Here is a 19,335-nt window from a genome sequence, read left to right as displayed (position 1 = left end):
ATTTTTCATCTTAAGGATTATCCTGCATATCAGGATTTTCAAGTAAAATTTTCTGAGGTATTTTAAAGGTTAACCGTTCAGGGCGAAGGATAAAATTTCCTACTAGACTTCCATCTTCAGCGTATAGCTTATGATTGTATTTAACTGTCGACTTGAATTCCGGATCTACAGACAAGCGTCGCATATCAAACCAACGGTACCCCAAAGCGGAAAACTCCCTGATCCGCTCATCAAGAATGAATTTTATCAGCTCTATTCTGTCTGCAGCGATAGTTGTGGGTACAATTGCGTCTGCAGAAGGCATACGCTTATTCCTCAGTCTTTCTAAATCTTCCTTTGCTACACTTAAATTGCCCAACCGCGCATTAACCTCGGCGCGCATTAAATAAACGTCAGGCACTACCATTCCAATTATCGGTGAAAATGGACTGATCCTATGTGCCATACCTAACGGAAAATTATCTCCTTTGGGAAATGGAGTTTCGCTCATTAATCTCCTTCGTAAATCATTGGCCCCATACAAAGCCATTGTTTCTGGCGTCAGCAGTAGTGTATTCGTTAATATCCAGTCCCCAAAAGTTTGCCTCGTATAGAGGTTTTCTAAATTATTGAAAAGGTTAGGAAATGATGGCCCATACTCATTAACAGGACTAAGTTCTCCTCCAGGCTCAAAGTCGACATTGTAGTCATATAATCGAAACGGATAATTAGAATCTTTAATCCCTGTCATAGCATTATTTAAATGGACTAGCGATTCTTCATACAACCCCATAAATAGATATGTTTTACCCAGTAAAGCCTCAGCGGCTGGTTTTGACATCCGAAACCTGTGCAAAGGGGTAGCTGAAAGGTATGGAATCGCATCCTGAAGATCTTTTAAGATAAAATCATAAATCTCTTTCACAGATTTCCGAGGATACGTATTGACTGTGACATTAGCCTCTGTAATAATAGGAAAGCCTAGGTCAGTAGCCGCTGTGGCTGCATTATAAGGCTTTGCAAAGGTATTAATGAGTTGAATGTACACCCAGGCTCTACCCGCTAATGCCTCAGCTCTTACTGAATTCTTCTGTGCCTCAGAACCACCTTTAGAATTCAGCACTTCATTGATAATCTTATTGTACGCATATAACGCTAAAGTAGGATATTGAATTTCTGGAGCATCTTCATCGGGCTCATAAATGGTATTTTCCCATTGAAAAGCACGTTGTTGCTGTAAACTAGCACCTAAATAATATGGTTCAAAAGCTGCTAGCTCATCCCCCATAGCTTGAGCATAAGTCATAAATTGATTTCCGAGCGTTAGACTATTTAACATCAGATCGTAGTCAGACGTCGTTTCCGCAACAATCCGGCCTGTGGGTGTAATTTCTAAAAAGCTCTTTTTGCAACCTGCAAATGCAATCAAGAGCAGGCTCATATATATAGTTTTTTTCATTTTTATTACTCTTTCGTTAAAATGATACATGTGCACCAGCAGTTATAATTCTCTGCATATTCCGAATACGTGCGCCAAACTCTGGGTCAATACCATATTTATTTGCTTTCCAAAGCATTATATTTGAAACCTGCATCCTGAATGTCACGCTGCCTGCATGGATTGCTTCTACTAGATTCTGTGGTAGACTGTAAGAGAGAGTTATATCTCTCATTTTGATATAGGAGGCGTCTAAAACATTTAGATCTCCCAAAACATAATAGTTGATGTCTCTTCTGCTATTAGATAATGACGTATTTGCCACATATGAAGGAACATTGGTAATATTTTCATCACCAGGCTGTCTCCATCGTTCGTTAAATATTGAATGTATATTGCCAGAGTTCAGATTGACCGCAGAAGTATATCTGCCAGCACTCAACGCAAGCGCATTACTCCCCACCAAACGACCGCTAAAATAGTTCCCTACATCTCTTCTCATTTTATGACCAAAATTGAAGACAGCATTGAAGTCCAAGGTTAAGCTCTTATAAGTAAACGTATTGGTCAATCCTCCACTAACGGGTGGCTGGCTTGTGCCTAGGTACAAAATATCTTCTGGCATCGACACGTTGCGGGTTTTGGTCTTAGTCCCGTCCGCACGGTCAATCATAGGATCGCCCATGTTATCCAATCCCGCAAACTGATAGGCGAAAACAGAAAAGGCAGAATAACCAGGATAATAAATTTGGTTCACCATCTCCCCTCCCGTCGTGATCGGCGCTGGCAGCTTTAACTCTGTAATCTTATTCTTATTATAGGCTATGCTGAGCCGGGTACTCCACTTGAAGTCTCTCTTATTTATATTTGTAGATATAATTGAAGATTCAATTCCATTATTTCTCATATTGCCAAAGTTGCCTACAATTGAAGAATACCCCGAAAGGGAGCTTACCGCCAACTGACCTATCAAATCCTCAGTCGATTTTCGGTAATAATCAATCGATCCAGAGAGCCGATCGTTGAGTACAGAAAAGTCAACACCGAAGTTAATTGTTTCTGTACTTTCCCAGGACAAAGCAGGGTTGCCTGGTGTCTCGATTAATAAGCTTCTTCCACCAGGCAACGATGCGCCAGAACGGGAAGAAAGAATATCGTAAGACGAGGCTGTTCCTGGAATCGGAGCATTGCCTGTAACACCGTACGTAGCACGTAGTGCCAACTTATCTATAACTGTTATATTTTTCAAAAACGATTCATTACTAACAAACCATCTAACACCAGCGCTCCAAAGCGGCCTATTTTGTGCACCTTTATCCAATCCAAACAAATTGCTTTTGTCAATCCGCCAGCTTGCATTCAATGAGTATGTTCTGGCAAAAGTATAGGCTGCATTCGTGTAATAGGAATTGAAACGGGTCTGTGCCTCACGCTCAAAGTAAAAGTCTGCTGGCAAAACACTTCTACCAGCATTATTAATAAAAATGGGGTTATGAATACCTAAGCTGAGTGCCGCATAGTCCAAAGGAATTCCATTACGTAATTGACGACTGTAACCTCTTACGGTATTTTCGTTTGTTGTGGTAAACTGTTCCTGTGCTTCCTGTCCCAGCAATGCAGTCAATTGATGTTGCCCCTCTGCAAAGGTCCTATCATATACAAATTGGTTACGGATTGTCCAATCGCGCTGAATACTGTTACTAGCGAAGAATTTTCCACCAGTCAAAGGAAGGTGATAAACTGGTGTCACGGAAGGGTCTGCAGCAACGGTAAATTGCAAGAGTTCATGTCGTTGCACAAAGCTCGTGTTGTCATCATAAAGTGTATTTTTATGGTGACCTCTGATATAACCATAAACGCCTTCATATCGCAAACCTTTTAAAAGATCGATAGTAATTCCCCCTGTTATTCTGTTTAGCAGCGAATTATTTTTAGCATCAGCCAAGTACACATCTTTTAGAGGAAAATAGTCTAGATCAATACGCCCTCTAGAAGATGCATCAAGACGGGCATCATCTGAAAATGCGCCTAAATAGGACATCGATAAGCTGCTTCCTTGAGCATCTTGGAATAATTGGTAAGGATAGAACCGATTGGTCACGGATACATGTCTCGGTAACGATCCTATATTATTGGTCAAATCTGTTATTAAATAAGCCTTTAGAAACTTCGTAAAGTTAAAATCTTGACGTAAGTTAATCTTATACGATCGATTCTTTTCTCCCGGACGGTTTGATTTTGTATCTGTGTAAGCCAATGAACCATAAAATGAATGAACTTTTCCACCACCATTAAGCGATAGCGTATGATTCATTAAAGATGCGTTTCTATACCACAGATTTTCTATCTGACTTCTATTGTCAATATTTGCAAGGCTATCAAGGCTCGCGTTGGCTTGAGCTTGGGTAATAACTCCCTTGTACTGGTTATACAATATCATTTCGTGCGGTGGTATACCTACGTTAAGAAGACCCCTTGGAGCAGCGGACACCGTACTCCATGGGTATACTACCGGGTCAAAAACCTCTCGTGCTGCTTGTATATATTGTTGACTGGTTAATGAGGGCTGGTACTCCAGATCGGGCTTCCCTTGAAAGCTAATAAATCCATCATAATTAATTTTTAATCCTTCGGATGACCTGCCCTTCTTCGTGCTGATTACGATTACACCATTAGAAGCTCTAGCGCCATATATGGAAGCTGCAACGGCATCTTTCAAGACCGTAACATCTTCAACATCCTGAGGATTTAGGGAATTAATATCGCTAACAGGTATTCCATCGACAACTACTAAAGGAGTTACATTTGAATTAATGGAACTCAAACCGCGAATCAATACTCCCCCTTCTCCTGGTGCGTTATTTATCGTTAAACCCGGGATTAAACCTTCTAATCTCTGGACTACATTCATACTGGTTGAACGATTGCGCATGATTTGATGATCGGGCTTTCCAAATGAACCCGCGCTCCGCTCTAGCGCAATCCGTTGATAGCCTGTATTGACTATGTTTACTTCCTCAAGCTCTGTAGTAATTGGTATAAGACTAATAGTAAAATAGGTCGTGCTAGCCTTGGTTTGATAGACATTATATCCGACGTATGAAATTTCTATACTTGCTTTGTCATCGATATTAGGTAGCGTGAAATTCCCCTTCTCATCAGTCCTAACAGATATCTTAGTTGATCTGACTTGGACGTTAGCGCCAGCAAGAGGTTCTCCTTTTTCATTGACGACCCGACCACGAATGGGTTGTTGTTGGGTACCGCCTGCAGGGGACTCCTTTTCTGTAGGACGTGGAACGAGGTATACAATACCGTCTTCCATCTTATACTGAAAAGGCTGCCCACTAAAAATCTGCTCTAAAGCCGTCTCTAGCGTGGCATTTTTTAACTCGATAGTCACAGGTCTAGCCTGCTCTAAAAACCGATCTTTGTAGACGAAGTCGATCTTTCCCTGTGCACTGACCGCATTAATAACCGTTTTCAACGAAGTCTTGGTATACGATAAATTGATGTTTTGTCCAAACAGGGAAGCCGAAGCCTGAAAAGTAAATAGGACGATAAATAATGCTGTTATTTTCATAATCAATAGCATATAATAAAATGGCCGTACGAAGCGCAAGTACGTAGCCCAATATTCGCGGATAGTTTTTCCTTGAATAAGGAGTTCTTTATTCATAAATTTGTACTGTTAGGTTATAAAATAGATAGTTACACGCTTTTTGTTTTTTCCTAACCTGTTGCCGTTTCGAGGTCCAAGTCGAAGCGGCTTCTTTGTTTCAGGAAAAAATGGTAATAGTACATTTATTCCTTGACCATAATCCTCCTTTCCTTAATCTGAAAATCGATTCCTGAGGTCTGTGCTATGGCACGAAGCACCACTGATATATTTTTGTCGCGTCTGATTCGGGCACTTATGGTTTCATGGGGAAGTCCTTCATAGTCTACTTCTACATCATACCAGCGGCTGAGCTGCCGAAGCACGGCAGGCAATGGAATGCTTTCGAACACGAAATAATTGTCTTTCCAGGCGATAAATACGTCGGTATTGACGGTCTGCACCTCTAATCCCCTCTTACCCGAAACGGCCTGTTGTCCGGGGGCCAGCACTGCCGTATGGCCGTTGCTGAGATCCGCAATCCGTACCTGCCCCTCGACTAGGGTCGTGGTGGTCATAGGCTCGTCCTTGTAGGTATTGAGATTGAATTGGGTACCGGTCACTGTAATTTCTTGCTTGCCACCATCGACAATAAACAGTTTGTTTTTGTCTTTGGCAACCTCAAAATAAGCTTCACCCTCCAATTGTACCCTACGTGCTGTTCCTTCAAATCGATTCGGATACCGCAATTTGGAATCTGAATTCAACCAGACCTTGGTTCCATCGTCCAGTATTACCTGATAGGTACCTCCACGTGGGATCACCAGTTGTAAATTCTGTACAGTGGAATTGTCGGCAGGAATGCCCTGAACCCGGGATCCATCGGCATAATTGATCTCATCGCCAATTACCAAGGTCGATTGGCTGGTACTAAGTGAAATCTGCTCGCCGGATTCGGTTTTAAGGTAAGCTCTATTGCCTCCTGGCGCAACATCTGCAATAGCACTCTCCATTTGCCTATGATCTTTCACTTTGCGACTATACTTCCAAACACCAATGGAGAGCACCAACATAGCGGCTGCAGCAACATAAGGTATCCACCTTCGCCATGTAGTGGACTTTATCACCTTAGCTTCATCGGTGGAGATTGCTGATGCTACCTTTGTCCATGCCTGAGCCACATCAATACCTTCGTACACTCCTACCAGCTTACAGTTATCCACTAAAGCTGTCGCTCGCCCGTAAGCTTCCCGATGCGTTGTGTTATCCTGCAACCAGCTGTTCAGTATCTTTTCCTCCTCTTCCGAAAGACCTTCCGTCTGTTCCTTAACAATTAAGCGATATAGGTGTTCCTGCATATGTAATTACGATAATAGGCTGTTTTGACGAAGATCTCCGCATTCATTTTCACTGTGACGAAAGAAAATAAAAAATGGGTGACAAGAAAATGTATATTTTTTAAAAAAAGACTATTTGACCAACCGCTCCATCATCAAGATCAAGAGGTAAAGGCTGGCATCATCGTCTTTAAACCGTTCTCTAAGTTTGGAAAAAGCACGTGACAACGTCGTCTTGATCGTATTGACCGAGACGCCCAACTGGGAGGCTACCTCTTTATACTTTTTCTGTTCCAGTATTACCGCTCGGAATATTTCCTGTGTACGTGCGGGAAGCTTATCGATCTCGGCGTATATACGGGATATATACAAGTTCCATTGTTCTTCATCGATTGGCTCCTCGTTTGAAATCTCTTCGTCTTCAGTGATCAATTCAAAACGAACGCCACCGCGCTGACGAATACGATCTATACAAGCATTCTTGACCGAGCGATACAGGTAGGCATACAGTCTGCTATGGATCTGATGGAAAGTCTTATTCTCCCAAAGTTTGACAAATACTTCCTGGACCACATCTTCGGCTTCCTGAACGGTGTCTAAAAACTGGGCAGCGAACATCACCAATGGACGATACAGTTGTTTAAAAAGAATTTCTAAACTCTCTTTATCCTGTAGCTTCAAGGCGGCTAAAAGTGATGTTTCTGAGATTATCATGCGTTGGTTCTAAATGGAAACTGCTGAGGTTTTCTAATTAAAGAACACAATTTTAGACAAAAACTCTAGCATTTCAAATAGTTTAGGAAGATAAGGAAAAAAATATCATTCAATTTCAATTGTTTGTAAAAGGCAATTCTTAAACGCTCCTCTCCCTAACGATATGCATTGATGACCAACAGATTATCATCTGCTATAAAAAGTACTCAATATACTATTTACCTGATAGTGGCCAACAACTATTTGTAAGCAAATACCTACTCGAAATGTGATCGGAAGAAAAACCAGCAGTGGAAATAGCTTGTTTTTACGTACTATTACTGTTAGGTATTAAAATGCGACTTACGTCTTATGCTACGGCTTTACTTTTATTGACTTTTGCACTGACAATGACGATAGCATTAGGACGCAAAGTACCATTAAACTATTCGGTATAGACAAGTGTGGGTCCAGCTTGTAAATGGCTACGCAATCGCAATACGTATTTAGTCTTGATCAATTAAATACTAAAAAGTAATAGGAAACAAAGTTTTAATATGGTTAACACTTCGCCTGCTGCTTACAAAGCAATGTGCCGTTTATAATAAGGGCCTCACATCAAGGATAAATTTAAAAATATAACTATCTTGGCTTACCTTTGTAATTCGGGCTGACCAATATAGCCTATTTTAGAAGTGCGATAATTACATTTATGAATTCTTATATCGAATATTCGGACGAGGAGCTTGCTATTCTGTTAAGTCAGGATGACCAAGGTGCCTTTCAGTATATTTTTGAAAAATGGCATAAAAAACTTTATCACTTTTGTATCCGCTATCTACAGAATGCGGAACAATCGGAAGAAGCCGTCCATGACACGCTAATCAAGCTTTGGACTACGCGTCACAAACTAGATCCGAATCAATCTCTAGAAGGCCTACTCTATACCATCTGTAAGAGACTGTGTCTGAACCGTATTCGAGAAGCTACAAGATTCAGTGCCGCCGCGGAGGAACTCTGGTTAAATTATCTGGATCGGAGTAACAGTACAGAAGAATTTATAAATCTTGTGGAACTTCAAAAATTCACGGATCAAGCTGTCCAAAAATTGACCAAACAACAGCAACTTGTTTTTAAGATGAGCAGATATGAGGGATTAAGTCAACAAGAAATTGCAGACAAACTTAACATATCCAAAGAAACTGTAAAAAAACACAGTGCTGAAGCACTTAAGTCACTACGACTGCAATTCGACAGTTACTTTCAGCTCGCCATAATTTTTATGCTATTCAACAAATTTTAGTTTTTTTCAAATCCAACTACTCCCATGTCTGCTTTGCGGTGTATTATCAATTAGTAGCACCATCTTGAAGCCATATAAGACATGAATGAGGAAAACTATATCATCCAGCAATTACTGGAAAAGTATGCTAACGGAAAAATCAGTAAAGCGGAATATGATCAGCTTCTGTCGTATCTGAACGAATATGATACGTTGGACGATGTGGAATTGTTTATGGATAAAGATTGGAAAAGTCTTGACGACTACCCACTATCAAATTCCAAAAGCGCGGATATTTTTCAAGGGATCGTTGAAGATCCTCGCTATAGCCAGTCTATCCCCCGCGCTAGAAATAAGATTTCCTCTATCAAATTATGGAAATGGGGAGCGGCGGCGATAGTCTTGATTATTGGCGGGCTACAGCTCTATAACCAAAATGAGTCAAGTTTAAAGCCTGCACGTGAATTGGCTCATAAACAGGAAATTGTAGCCGGCGGAAATAAAGCGACAATCACATTAGCAAATGGCGAACAAATCGTGCTGAGCGAAAATCAAAACGGTATCGTGATCGATGATGAACAGCTGACCTATAATGATGGCACTGTGCTTGGTTTGCCCTGGGGATCTTCGGCTACCCTGACACAGACGATCACTACTCCAAAAGGGGGAACCTATCAGATCACCCTATCCGATGGAACTAAGGTGTGGCTAAATGCCGCTACGAGCTTAACCTATACTGCGCATATGGGCGCATCAAAAACACGTCTTGTTATACTGGACGGAGAAGCCTACTTTGAAGTGGCTAAGGATATTAAAAAACCTTTTTTCGTCGAGAGTAAAAATCAAACTGTGGAGGTACTAGGGACCCACTTTAACGTAAACAGTTATAGCGAAGAATCAATTAGCCGCACTACCCTACTGGAAGGATCTGTAAAAATTAACAATACCCTTTTAAAGCCGGATCAACAAGCTGTGCTCCAAGGTAATAAAATCCATATTCAGAATGTAGATGCAGAAAGAATGATCGCCTGGAAACACGGCAAGTTCATTTTCAAAAGTGAAAGCCTAGAAAGCATTATGTTAAAACTATCTAGATGGTACGATGTAGAAGTCGTCTATATTGGTGATTTCACAGATAAAGTTTTCACGGGTTCAATCAGCCGCTACGATGATATTTCGAAAATTCTGGACAAAATATCGTTTACAAAAGCTGCCAAATTTAAAATTGAAGGAAGGAGGATTATCGTCATGCCATAACATATTCTATCTAAATGGCTAAAAAAAACGGGAGTACTTCGACCTACCCCCGCTTAACTGTTTGGCCAATCATTACAATTCATTACGAGAACTAATACTCAACTAACCAAACAAGTCAAAATTAATGAAAATTAATGAAACATCTGGAGTGCACGTTCCTGTGGGATTGCTCCAAAAAACACTATTAATTATGAAGTTAACCACATTCATAATGTTTTTTTCTCTGGTGCAGGTAAGTGCTGTCACTAATGCCCAGATTACCCTAAAGGGGAAGAATATATCACTCCAACAGGTATTGGATAAAATAAGTGCACAAAGTGGCTACGATTTTATTTACCTCGATAAAGATATCAATCACCTTAAACTAATTGATGTCGATTTTAAGAATGCCAGTATCACGAATGTCTTGGAGACTTGCCTTAAGAACCAACCTTTATTCTATGCCATAAATGATAAGACAGTCCTGATACGTAAAAAAGATGAGATTCCTAAAAATGCATCAGCTATTGCCACTGTGGATATAAGGGGAATCGTAACGGATGAAAAGGGAACTCCTCTAGTAGGGGTAACCATACGTGTCAAAAATTCGAATGTCGCAGCACAGACCAGTACGACAGGAGAATTTGTACTACCTGGCATTGACGAAGGCGTCGTCTTGCAGCTTTCTTTTCTAGGGTATAAAAAGAGAGAAATAACCGTAGGTAAGGCACATACACTGTCTATAAAAATGGAACCTATTACCTCCGAACTAGAAGAAGTGTCTGTGGTTAATACCGGCTATCAAACGATATCCAAAGAAAGAGCCACAGGGTCTTTCAACACCATAAGCCAGGAACAACTGGAAAAACCCTCGACGAGCATTGCGCAACGACTGATCGGTACTACGGCAGGGATGCAAGCTACACTGGATGCGGATGGCAATCCAAGATTTGAAATCCGGGGGCAAACGGCATTAAACATCCGTAATGATTTCGGGGTCCGTAATCAAAATGCAGCACCTTTAGTTGTTGTCGATGGATTTCCAATCCAAGGTGATTTTAGCACCATCAATCCTAATGATGTAGAGAGTGTAACTGTACTGAAAGATGCAGCCGCGGCTTCTATATGGGGAGCAAAATCGGCAAACGGTGTGATTGTAGTCGTAACAAAAAAAAGCAAGAAAGGTACACCTTTAGCCGTAAATTTCTCGGCTTTCACCCGTATCTCTAAAAAATTAGATCTTGATTATGTCAATCCATTGGCTTCATCTTCAGAAACCATCGATTATGAGATGAAGTCCTTTGGCAATTGGGGCGCAGATATTAATGGTGGGGTGTTCCCGAGCGATATCTACAAATCTTGGTCTCCGGGCACTGTAGCCATGAGTGAGCACAACCTTGGGTACATTACCTTGGCGGAGCGCGATGCACGTTTGTCCACCTACAAAACACTAAGCAATAAGGAGCAGATTCGTAAGGAGCTTCTTAAAAACCCTGCTGTACAACAGTATTCCTTAGATTTATCAGGTTCAACAGAAAAAATGAGTAATCGTGTGTCATTGCTTTTTGAAGACACCCAGTCAAATTTCAAACATTCTGACAACAAAAAATATACCGTCAACTACAATACATCTGCAGATGTATTTAAATGGTTAGAATTCAATTTTGGAGGTTTGGTCAACTATAATAAGATAAACCGAAGCGGTGTAAATTATAATGTGAACCCATACGGATCACCAAATCCACTGGCTGATATCGCAAACATAGCCCCGTATGAAATACTTCGAAATGAAGACGGTTCGTTGACCAATATTTCTAGATACTATACACCTATTCTAGATCGCTTAGTACCTACTGGATCATTTCCGTACGCCGACTGGTCGTATAATCCGATCCAGGAAATCGAAAACCGAAAGTATACCAGTGAACAACTGAATACGCGACTACAAACAGGATTGACATTTAGAATAATAAAAGGCCTATCATTTGATACCAAGGTACAGTATGAACTATTCAACACGACCAATCGTAACTTTAACAATGAGCAGACCTTTTATGTTAGAAATGCGGTAAACACAGCGGCTAGTTGGGACAGAGCTACCAATCGCATCACGTTAAATCTACCAAAAGGCGGTATATTAGAACAAGACAGAAGTAAGACAGAATCCTATATCTTCAGAAACCAACTTAATTTTGACCGTCAATTTGGCCAGGATCATGAAGTTAATTTCATCGGAGGAACAGAGCTCAATCATTTGGTATCGCAGACTTTCAGTATCCCCACAGCATATGGTTATAATGAAGAAACGCTTAGCGTAGGTATATTTCCCAATGGACCTGGTACCCCAACTGCCCCTATACGGAATTGGACCGGTTCAAATCAATCTTTTGGTTATGTCAATAAATTCACGCACATTACAGATCGGTACTTCTCCCTATTCGCAAATGCAGCATACACCTACAGATCAAAGTATACCTTGTCCGGTAGTATACGTACCGATGCTTCAAACCTGATCACAGATGATCCTTCTTACCGATACGCACCATTTTGGTCATTGGGAGGAAGCTGGCGTCTTAATAAAGAGCACTTCATGCAAGACGTCAATTGGGTCGATCATCTTGCGCTACGTGCTACTTATGGTTACAACGGTAACGTGGATAGATCTACCTCTTTTCGCCCATTGATCGCATTAGAATCTTCGCCAAACCTGTATACTGGGGACTACCGAGCTACGATATCAAGCTTTGGAAACCCCACACTACGTTGGGAAAAAACAGGAACCTGGAATGTTGGTATCGATTATAGCTTATTTCAAGGTGCCCTGTACGGTAAAATAGATCTATATAACAAATCTGGCAAAGATCTTATTGCAGCTTTATCTATTCCTGCGGTAAATGGGACTACCCGTCAGAACTTAAACAATGCAGCCATGACAAACAGGGGGATCGAGCTGGAATTGGGAACGGTACAACGGATCAAAGGGAACGATATCGTCTGGAGAGGTAATGCTAATTTTTCCTACAATAAGAACAAAATCACCCAATTATTTATTGCCAACTACAATGCCTCTTGGCTTGTGGGCGGAGGATCTAGTGCCTATGTAGAAGGTCAGGATGCGAATACGCTATGGGCCTATGAATATAGCGGAATAATCAACAACCAACCTACCGTAGCGGGACCAAATGGAACAAATTTTGATTTCTCAACCTCTACACCGGGAGATGGAACAACTTACCTGTTGAATATGGGAACAACAGTAGCTCCGTATACCTTTGGGTTTACCAACTCCCTTAAGGTTTATGACTTCAACTTATCTTTTATCGTCACAGGTAAATTTGGACACAAGTTTCGAAGAAAAGGCTTTAACTATCCTGCGACGCTGAGTTCGCGTGTACTACCGAATAAAAAAGTGGGTGAAGTCGTGAATGGGGATCCAATGGAAATCATACCTCTTCCATTGAACCAGATCGAGCCTCGCTACTATTTTTGGGGTAGATTTACAGATTACATGAACTACTTGGTGGAAGACGCTTCGCATATCCGCATGCAGGAGATCAACTTAAGTTATAACCTACCGTTCAGATTCTCTTCAAAAATCAATATGAAACGTGCGCAAGTATTTGTACAAGGTAACGACCTATTCACAATAGTTGCTAATCATGCAGGAGAAGATCCTGAATACCCTTTAGGAACGTTGAAGCCACAACCTCGCATTTCATTTGGTATCAAGTGTGCACTCTAAAAAAGATAATATCATGACAAATAAACATCTATATCCTTATAACATATTGATTTTGACAGTCGCATCATGTATGCTGCTATCCTGCAAAAAATTCTTGGAAGAGCCACCTTCCAAAACATCCGCACTGGTCGTTAAGACTACCGCTCAGCTGAATGCGCTGTTGGACAATCAATCTACTTTCTACCGAGAAGAAAACCGTGCACAGACATACGGTACAGACGATTGGGGATTGACCGTTAATCTCTATGATGGTGGACGATCGGTCTTATCCAATATTGCCGCTATACAATTCGCAACCTGGGATACCCAATATTTACTTGAAAATCAACAAGATAATCTTTGGACCAGTGAATATAAAAAAATATTCACTGCAAATATGGTATTGAGTAACCTGGACAATGTCAGTGGAAGCGAACAAGAAAAGGCCATTATTAAGGCTGATGCGCACTTTATCCGTGCATACAGTTATTGGATACTAGCCAACACCTATTGTCTACCCTATACCGATGCCAATAAAAATGAATTGGGGCTACCATTAAAGACGAGTACCAGCTTTGAAGAGCCTATAGAAAGGCAGTCTCTAGAAAAAGTATACCAGCTCATCGAATCAGATCTGGCAGAAGCATTAAAGAGTCCAGTTTCCTTAACGGCTTCGGGCCGAGCTAGGCACTGGCGCGCCAGCAAAGAGTCTGTAAACGCTTTTGCTGCAAGATTTTACCTCCATAAAAATGACTATAGCAAAACCATCGCGCATGCCAATTCTGTATTGCAGGACTACAGCACCCTGGTAGACTATAATTCGGAAATGCGCTACGGCATAGATGGTTCCGTTGGAATCAACAGTGGGACACCACAAGCGGAAACTGTGACAATTAAATATCCGTATACCCATGATAATGATATGGACCAAACAGATATGATCGGATGGAAAGAATTTTTATATTTCCGTATGTTAGATGTCAGTACCTGGTGGTACATCCCGAGTCAAGCATTGCTCAATCTTTATGATAAGACCAACGACTTGCGCTATCAATACCACATGGTCGAAAACTATTCGTATGATCGGGGCATGGTCAAACCCGCCTACAGCTATCCGGGCTATGTGTTTTTCTTCAAGAGCTTTATACCATCGGGTCCCACTGTTGCTGAAGTATTACTCATGAAAGCCGAAGCACAGGCGCGTAATAATGACTATTCAAGCGCAATGAATACATTGAACATCTTGAGAGCAAAACGGATGAAACCTGGGCCATGGGTCGATCTGACGGCGACCTCTAAAGATGATGCCATAAAAAAGATCTTGGAAGAAAGAAGAAGAGAGATGCCTTTTGTACAACGCTGGTTCGACATCCGGAGGTATAATAATAACGATGACCCTAATGATGATGTGATTTTAACACGGGATTTTTACCCTTACAATGGCACAAACGTTTTATTCAATGAACCCGTTAAAACATACGCGTTACCAAAAGATTCAAGGCGATATGCGAGCCCTATACCTGTAACAGAGATTATATCGAGTAATGGTGCTATCGTACAGAACACATATTAAATAATATCTAAAATTCAAATGAGTAAAATGAAAACACTTTTAAATATTGGACTATGCTTGCTTCTAGCATGTACAAGTAGTAAGTCGCAAGCGCAAAAACCTAAGGAATTCAATTATCAAATCAATGGGGAAATAAAAGGTCTGAATAATAACAAGATCTTCATTATCGTCTATAAAGAGGGTAGCGCAGAAATCGATACCATAACCACAACCAGTATAGGAGATAAATTTCAGTTGAAAGGCTTTATAGATAAGTCTTACTTTGTACATTTACATCTAGGTGAAATAAACCCTCGTAAAAATTCATATTTTTATTTAGAACCGGGGAAAATAAAAATCACAGGACATGTAGATCTTCTTGACGAAATCAAAATATCGGGTACAGAAACAAATGAAGCGTACACAAAAAGTCAAGAGTTTTTAGTCCCGCTCTATAAACGCAGATCTGCCCTGATACAACAGATAAGAAATCTTGAGGAAGGAACGGCTGAATACAACAATATTGGCGCACTAATAAAGGCTAAAAGCGACTCGGTCAACAATTTTAAAATTGACTTTATGAAAAACAATCCTAATTCAGACATCACGCTGGGTTATCTTTATGTTCTTCAGGATAATCTTCCAATAGGTCTCACCGACAGCTTATATACAAATCTTTCGGACAAGCTGAAACAATCTAGCCAAGGAAAATATATAGCAAATAAATTAGCCGCAAATAAAACTGTCGCTGTAGGTCAAAAGGCTCCAGACTTTACGTCTTCTGACACCACTGGAGCACCTATTAAACTAAGTGACTTTAAAGGAAAATATGTGCTGTTAGAGTTTTGGGCACACTGGTGTGTACCCTGCAGAGCACAGCATCCGCATATGAAAGCGACGTATGAAAAATTCAAGGATAAAGGTTTTACCATACTGCAATACTCGATCGATGTCAAAAAAGACGAAAAAAAATGGAAAGAGGCTATTGTTAAAGATGGTCTAAACTGGCCACAGGCTTCGGATCTATCTACGGGTAAAGCGCCCGTAGCAGAATTATATGGTGTACAACCGATCCCGGATAGTTTTCTGATCGCTCCGGATGGGACCATTATCGGAAGACGGTTAAGTCATAAGGCATTGGAAGAAATGTTAGAAAAAGCTTTAAATTAATAAAAAAAGCGCAAATATGAAAAATAACTAAATAGAAAATCTGCGCAACAAGTTGAAGGATTATCGAGAAACACCGCCTGAGGGTTTATGGGAGGATTTGCAACAAAAGCTGTTTTCTAGCGAAAGCGAAGGAAAGATAACATCTCTTTTGCCAGTTTCAAATGTTACTCGAACCTCAAAAACATACTTTCTGGGCAAACTGCCTCGGGATCTAAAAACCAATATTCAGGTTACACCAGTTCGAGCAATGTACCCACCGAACTTGAAACGGAATATCCTCTAGGAAATTAATAAGTTAAATAAAAAACAAAATCAGATGAAAAAAAAAGGAATGATTATGAGCATGGCTATAGCAGGCTTAGTTACGGTTACATCATGTAACAATCAAGAGAAAAAAGATACCTCGGATACAAAGGTTACAGAAACGAGTGAGATGCGTACAAAGGATCCAATCGTTACGGATATTTCTTATGTAGTAGCAAAACGTTATTTTGTAAAAAACAATGTAAAATCGCCAATTGCAAACACTAAAATTCAAACTCAAGACGAGTTTGACAAAGTTTTCGAAGCCGCTGCCGTTATGGGAGAAGATGGACTCCCAACTGTAATCGACTTTGATAAACAATACGTGATTGCTGTAGTTCTGCCCGAAACGGACATGGAAACCACCCTAAATCCTGTAAGCTTACAGAAGTCAGAGTCAGGAGATGTTGTTTTTTCCTATAAAAAAGTTATCGGAGAAAAGCAATCGCATGTGTCTGTTCCTGCACTGGTAATTGTCGTCGATAAAACAATTTCTGGCGATATAGTTACTAAAGAAATAGGTAAATAAATCCGTATTTCAAACTACAGAAGGGCTCAGTCCCTTCTGTAGTAGTATTTTCCGAACAGCATTTTTCGTTTTATGAGACTAAAATATTTTTAACATGGTTTATATGGCTTGTGGTGCTTTACTAGTATTCGCTTTTAATAGGTGATGTACTCTTCCTTTAGAAATCGGAACACAAAACAAAAAGCCGTAGTAGATAAATGAATTAACATTACAACAGCAAAATATTCTTTAGTTTATTAGTTAACGACATCAACATACTGCGTTGCATACCCATTTCCTATAAGAAAAAGAGCTTAGCTAGCTTATACAAAAGCGACCTCGTCTACAAAAACTTGATCAATATATTCGGTAATTTGAGAGCGTAACTGTATATTGTCTATGCACTGTAAATTGGCTGAAAAAGTTTGCCTAAGATCTACTTCAACCTTTCCTAAGGCAATTATCTCGGCTTCAATCTTGTCGAATTGTTCATATACCTCATTAATTGATTGATCACAAATTTGTATCATGCACAGCGAAGGCGACAACATGATTACTGATAAAATTCCTTTATTGACAAAACGTTCCATTAGTTTCTAAATTTTGGTATATCCAAAAACAAAAGTATTCTGACAAGAATTTCCAATAGAAATCTCAAATGTATCCATAAAGATATCGCGATTATCAAAGGATTCGATTTTGTTTTTATGAGACTCTAACGTGAAATCTGTCAACGGAATAACTTAACAATTTTTTTTCATTTAATTATCCAATGACAAAGTTTGAGTTACACTCCCACGCATTCAGGAAATCAGAAAATAAAGAGGGCGCAATTGATTTAATTGCGCCCTTTCTGCATTTAATAGTGCTACTTATTGATTCTAGTTTTTATTAGCATATTCGGTCATCGCCGAAAGTTCAGCGACTGCTGCAATCTGTCCAAGCAAATAACAATTTGCTTTATATGCTATCCATTATAATAGATTTAACATATTGATCAGATCCAATAAAAGATCGCTTATCAATAAAAATAGTTATCCTTTACTTGCCTTTTTTGCCGACTCGATTAATTCGTGCATTTCTAATTTAATATAGTCCACATTTGGAGACGAACCTGTCAAGAAATAGCGAATAATTCCTTCTTTATCAATGATAAATTTGGCAGGGATACCGTTTACACCGAATCTTGCAGCGAGATTCTTTCCAGTCTCCGCATCTTTCTGATCATCGTATAATACTTCAAACGGATATTTATTCTTTTGGATGAAAGCTTTCACCTTTTCTTTGTAATCAGCATCTCTTTCCCAAGTATTTATAAAAATGAACTCAACTTCTGGATCATCCGCATAGGATTGCTGAGCAGCTTGCATACCAGGAAAGGAACGAATACAGGGTTGACACCAAGTAGCCCAAAAGTCCAAAACAACCACTTTACCTTTTAAACTAGCTAGCGAAACTTTCTCGCCTTTCAGATTCAGCAATTCGAATTCAGGAGCAGCTTTCAAAACTGTACTTTTGGCGATATGCGCACGAATCGCTTTAACAACCTGCTGATCTAATCGTGTAAAATAGTTCGTCAACCCGTTGTCGGAACCATTTAAAGCAATATATAATTCAGTCATTTTGCCTTTGTACGTAAACGTACCTTGCGTATATAATATTTCTAGTTGCTGTAATGCTTCCAGTTTACGTCCGGCGGCTTCTAATCCTTGAAAATAGCTAGTACTGAATCGATCTGCTTGATCTGGAACCAAAGAAATAGCTCTCTCAATAATCTGTAACGCCTCTAACTGTCGCCCCTGATCATTGTAAATATTGACCAATTGCGAGATATACCCTGGATAGCCGATAGCTGCAAAACCCGCCTTATTGTCCTTCTGATTTTCCGGAAGGCTAATGTAATACTCTGCATCATCTATCGCCGTTTGGAGAAGTGGTAAAGCGGCAGCAGTATCTCCTTTTTGAAGCAGTTTGGTTGCAACTGGCACATAGCCTTGTGCTCTCCAAAAACGTTCATTCATTTTTCCAATATAAAACAGGGCCTTCTGCTTATCCCCTTCATCTGCAAATGAACGTGCTAAATCTGCTATTACGTAATCATAAGCCATCTTATCCACATCTGGTTTTATTGGCCAGGTCTTCGTTAAATAATTATAGCTCTTCTCTTTGGATTTTGCATTTTCTTGTTTGTAATACACCTCTTTGATATAGGCTCCTCGAGCTACTTCTCCCTTTGGAAATTTTTTAGCAATAACCGTACGTAGTGAGTCTGAACTCGTCTCATAGCCTAAACGAAAGAGGTAGTTGCTGGCTAGCTCGATTTCCTTTTCATTCTTAGAGGTTTTTGCTATTGAAAACAGCTCTTTTGCAAGGTCTTCTTTCTGCTCCTTGGTACCTGATTGCGCGATCTCATAATACGTATTGGATCTATCCTGAAAATTGCTTTGGGCGATACTGCTTCCTAAAAACAGCATAGTTGTTATAAATACAAATATAAATTTCATGATGTGTATGTCTC

Annotated in this window: 12 protein-coding genes; 6 read left to right on the top strand and 6 right to left on the bottom strand. The window is 40.1% G+C overall.

The annotated features are described in order from the left end of the window. Window positions 1–10: 10 nt before the first annotated feature. From JKG61_RS00470 to JKG61_RS00455, 4 genes are all read right to left on the bottom strand, one after another. A complete protein-coding gene (locus JKG61_RS00470) occupies window positions 11–1,438 on the bottom strand; it encodes a RagB/SusD family nutrient uptake outer membrane protein (protein WP_202101034.1) in 1,428 nt (475 codons plus the stop codon). 16 nt (window positions 1,439–1,454) lie between these two features. Then, window positions 1,455–5,096 carry a SusC/RagA family TonB-linked outer membrane protein gene (locus JKG61_RS00465; RefSeq protein WP_202101033.1) on the bottom strand — a complete coding sequence of 1,214 codons (3,642 nt, stop codon included), beginning with the start codon at window positions 5,094–5,096 and terminating at the stop codon, window positions 1,455–1,457. Between the two features lie 125 nt (window positions 5,097–5,221). Then, window positions 5,222–6,373 (bottom strand): FecR family protein, encoded by a 1,152-nt coding sequence (locus tag JKG61_RS00460; RefSeq protein ID WP_202101032.1) that lies wholly within the window; start codon window positions 6,371–6,373, stop codon window positions 5,222–5,224. A 111-nt stretch (window positions 6,374–6,484) separates the two neighbouring features. After that, window positions 6,485–7,066 (bottom strand): RNA polymerase sigma factor, encoded by a 582-nt coding sequence (locus JKG61_RS00455; protein WP_202101031.1) that lies wholly within the window; start codon window positions 7,064–7,066, stop codon window positions 6,485–6,487. Window positions 7,067–7,757: 691 nt separating this feature from the next. Between JKG61_RS00455 and JKG61_RS00450 the strand changes: the two genes are divergently transcribed. The 6 genes from JKG61_RS00450 to JKG61_RS00425 all read left to right on the top strand — a co-directional run bounded on the left by JKG61_RS00450 (window position 7,758) and on the right by JKG61_RS00425 (window position 16,838). Then, window positions 7,758–8,348, top strand: coding sequence for an RNA polymerase sigma factor (locus JKG61_RS00450; RefSeq protein WP_202101030.1), 591 nt, complete (start codon window positions 7,758–7,760; stop codon window positions 8,346–8,348). 81 nt (window positions 8,349–8,429) lie between these two features. After that, window positions 8,430–9,584, top strand: coding sequence for a FecR family protein (locus JKG61_RS00445; RefSeq protein WP_202101029.1), 1,155 nt, complete (start codon window positions 8,430–8,432; stop codon window positions 9,582–9,584). A gap of 190 nt (window positions 9,585–9,774) precedes the next feature. Then, a complete protein-coding gene (locus JKG61_RS00440; RefSeq protein ID WP_202101028.1) occupies window positions 9,775–13,305 on the top strand; it encodes a SusC/RagA family TonB-linked outer membrane protein in 3,531 nt (1,176 codons plus the stop codon). Window positions 13,306–13,318: 13 nt separating this feature from the next. Continuing rightward, window positions 13,319–14,857, top strand: a complete 1,539-nt coding sequence (locus JKG61_RS00435; protein WP_202101027.1) for a RagB/SusD family nutrient uptake outer membrane protein — start codon at window positions 13,319–13,321, stop codon at window positions 14,855–14,857. A 27-nt stretch (window positions 14,858–14,884) separates the two neighbouring features. Then, window positions 14,885–16,006: an AhpC/TSA family protein gene (locus JKG61_RS00430; RefSeq protein WP_202101026.1), complete on the top strand. Its 1,122-nt coding sequence runs from the start codon at window positions 14,885–14,887 to the stop codon at window positions 16,004–16,006. Between the two features lie 316 nt (window positions 16,007–16,322). Then, window positions 16,323–16,838 carry a hypothetical protein gene (locus JKG61_RS00425; protein WP_202101025.1) on the top strand — a complete coding sequence of 172 codons (516 nt, stop codon included), beginning with the start codon at window positions 16,323–16,325 and terminating at the stop codon, window positions 16,836–16,838. Window positions 16,839–17,140: 302 nt separating this feature from the next. Here JKG61_RS00425 and JKG61_RS00420 read toward each other — a convergent pair whose 3' ends face one another. Further along, window positions 17,141–17,407, bottom strand: a complete 267-nt coding sequence (locus tag JKG61_RS00420; RefSeq protein ID WP_202101024.1) for a hypothetical protein — start codon at window positions 17,405–17,407, stop codon at window positions 17,141–17,143. 444 nt (window positions 17,408–17,851) lie between these two features. Continuing rightward, window positions 17,852–19,321: a TlpA disulfide reductase family protein gene (locus JKG61_RS00415; RefSeq protein ID WP_202101023.1), complete on the bottom strand. Its 1,470-nt coding sequence runs from the start codon at window positions 19,319–19,321 to the stop codon at window positions 17,852–17,854. Between the last annotated feature and the right edge of the window lie 14 nt (window positions 19,322–19,335).

The sequence above is a fragment of the Sphingobacterium faecale genome, from assembly GCF_016746095.1.
GTDB lineage: Bacteria > Bacteroidota > Bacteroidia > Sphingobacteriales > Sphingobacteriaceae > Sphingobacterium > Sphingobacterium faecale.
Note: the sequence above shows the minus strand (reverse complement) of the source record. Positions and strands in the feature narration are given on the sequence as shown.